Source organism: Chlorobium phaeovibrioides (genome assembly GCF_003968655.1).
GTDB classification, from domain to species: Bacteria; Bacteroidota; Chlorobiia; order Chlorobiales; family Chlorobiaceae; genus Chlorobium; species Chlorobium phaeovibrioides.
This window is the reverse complement of record NZ_RXYK01000035.1, coordinates 1-2,634: the sequence shown is the minus strand read 5'-3', so window position 1 is coordinate 2,634 and position 2,634 is coordinate 1. Positions and strand designations below refer to the sequence as shown.

At 58.1% G+C, this 2,634-nt stretch carries 3 protein-coding genes; all 3 read right to left on the bottom strand.

Features of this window, described 5'->3' with window-relative positions; translation table 11 throughout:
* Positions 1-177 precede the first annotated feature (177 nt).
* On the bottom strand, positions 178-720 hold the full coding sequence (locus EKD02_RS09735; RefSeq protein WP_126385305.1) for an ATP-binding protein: 543 nt from the start codon (positions 718-720) through the stop codon (positions 178-180).
* Complete coding sequence (gene istA, locus EKD02_RS09730; RefSeq protein WP_126385307.1) at positions 713-2,239, bottom strand: IS21 family transposase; 1,527 nt, start codon at positions 2,237-2,239, stop codon at positions 713-715. The genes EKD02_RS09735 and istA overlap by 8 nt, the downstream gene beginning before the upstream one ends.
* 165 nt (positions 2,240-2,404) lie before the next feature.
* Positions 2,405-2,634, bottom strand: a 230-nt coding sequence (locus EKD02_RS10110; RefSeq protein WP_221762998.1) for a hypothetical protein, incomplete at its 5' end; no start/stop codon positions are given.

Sequence of the window (2,634 nt, the reverse complement as noted above, 5' to 3'; positions counted from 1 at the left end):
CAGACGAGAAGGCTTTACCGACAATCACAAGCGACTGCGTCGGATTTATCGCGAACAGAGCCTGAACTTGAGAACGATGGCGGTTCCGCCGATTTCGAACACCTGTTCCGGTGAACTTCGAACAGTAAAATACCCGTCATTCAGTCTGCAAGAGCAATGTAGTCAAAGTGTTCGAAGTTAGTCGAGCTTAGCGAGCATTTTACGCATGGATTCACCCTTCAACGGGATCTGGTAGGCGTTGTGGATCAGCCGGTCACAGATGGCGTCGGCAAGGGTCGGATCGTCGATGAGCCGGTGCCACTCCGAGACCGGATATTGGGTGCTGATCAGGGTCGACTGCACGTTGTGCCGGTCTTCCATGATCTCCAGGATATCCCGTCTTCCAGCGTCATTGAGGGGCGTCATGCCCCAGTCGTCGATAATGAGCAGCTGCACGCGAGAGAGCCGAGCGAGGTCCATGACCGTTGCCTTCGTTATGCCCCGCTTCGGATTCATGTGCAGCTCTTCGATGCAGGCTCCGGGATAACGGAGCCTGGCTTTGCGCAGAAGGATGGTGAGCTTCCGGTCCTCCCGGAAGCTTTTCTCCTGCTCCACGAGCAGTTGAAGCCGCTCGGTGAAGTCCATCTCAGCGACAAAGGGCGTGCGGAGCTGGGCCTCGAGCGCTTCGGCCATGCCATGGAGTTTCATGGCGACCAACTGTTCTTTGACACGGTCAAGCATAGTAGCCACCTCCCCTGATGTTCTGATGGTCGATGGCGATGGCTGGCTCCACTTCGGGCTCATCGAAGAGTGTGACGGTGTCGAGCCCCTTGTCCAGCATGGACTTGATGCTCCGATAGGCCAACAGGTTCCGCTCGATTGCTTTGGGTGCCGCCCGTTCAAGCCGTTCAGGCGTATAGGTCCTGGCAAGGCGGATGATCCCAAGGCAGCTCCTGAACGCGTGTTCGGGATGCACGCGGGTTTCCATGATCCGTTCCATGAGCCGCGCGGTGTTCGGGCCGATTTTGGCGCCCCATGAGCGGATACGCTCCGGGCTCCACTCCTTGTAGAAGCGGTGCTCGTGCGGCATATGCGTCGGATCGGTGACGAACTGCCCCTGCTTCAGGGTCCGGATGTGACGAGCCACGACTTCGCCATCGTGGTAGATGACCACCTGGTGCGCCGTGTACTTGATGTCGACCTGTTTGTGGATCAGCGCGTAGGGAACGCTGTAGAAGTTCTTCTCGACGGCGACATGGTAGTCGACATGCACCTTGGCCTTGCGCCAGTAGCCGATGCTGAAACGCTCCTGCGGCAGCGGCGCGAGCCGGTGCTGCTCGATCTCCAGGAACAGCTCCCGGCGGCTCTTGCCGTACTGTCGCATCGTGCGGTTGTTGAGCGCTTCAAGCTGCTCGGCGATGGCCTTGTTGAGCTCTTCAAGGCTGAAGAAGCGGCGGTTCCTCAGCGGGGCAAGGATGCGGCGCTGCACCTGCAGCACGCCACTCTCGACCTTTCCCTTGTCCTTGGGTTTGCGTACCCGTGCCGGCAGGACGGCAAGCGAGTAATGGAGTGCCAGTTCGGCAAAGGTCTTGTTGATCTCGGGATCGTAGTAGCAGGCGTGCGTGACGCCGCTCTTGAGGTTGTCGATCACCAGTACCTGGGGACAGCCTCCAAAGAACTCGAGGGCCTTGATTGTCGCCATGGCGAAGTCTTCCGCCTTCTGGCTTGGGACGGCGCAGGCGAAGGTGTAGGAACTGCCACCAAGGACGGCGACATAGAGCTCCGGCTCATGCACCTCTCCGGTGTCCGGATCAATCCAGCTCGGCTTGTCGCCGGAGAAGTCTATGAACAGTTTCTCTCCCGGCGTGTGCGTCATGCGCATGGTTGCCTTGTCCTGCGCTTCCCACGCCTTGATGAGCTCATAGAAGCGCGTCTTCCTGTAGCCGTCGGGGCACTGTGCCAGATACTCCTCATGCAGGAGCTGGCGGGTCACCTTGCCGTTCGACTGCTTGAGTTCGGCGACCAGTTGCGCGATGTCCGGCTCGGGATGTTTCGGAGCGGGTTTCGATGCCGGCTGCAGGCGCTGTTGCAGCTCCTTGTCCGACAGCGCACTGAGGGCGTCGTACTCGAGGCCCAGGGTTTCAATCTTCTTCACATATCCCTGCACCGTTGAGACCGACAGTTTGCAGGATGCGGCGATGGCCCGCATGCTCAGCTCTTTCTGGAGATGGAGCCGGGCGATTTCCCTGATGGTTTTCATGGTTTTTCTTCTGCCTTGTTTTGGTTGCATAGCCTTCTGGTTTGGTTCTCTGAAACGAGAAGGCTACAGGATACGTCAACCTGCAGAAGAATTGCGGGAGATGCCTTTTCCGGACAACTTCGAACGCTCTTTCCGGCACGTCGAACACCTTTTCCGCCCGATGGGCTAAAATCGTTCGAAGTTGGAGCGGAAAACCTGTTCGAGGTTTCGCGGAATTACTGTTCGATGTTCAGCGGAATTCGTGTTCGAGGTTGGGCGGAACCGACAAGAACGAAGCGCCCGAGCAGAAATCGCAGTGGGCAACACCGAGTAGAAAAAGTAGAGGCCGTTCGAGCGAATCAGACCTGGAGCATGGACTTCGTTGCCGATCAGTTGTTCGACGGCAGGAAATTTCG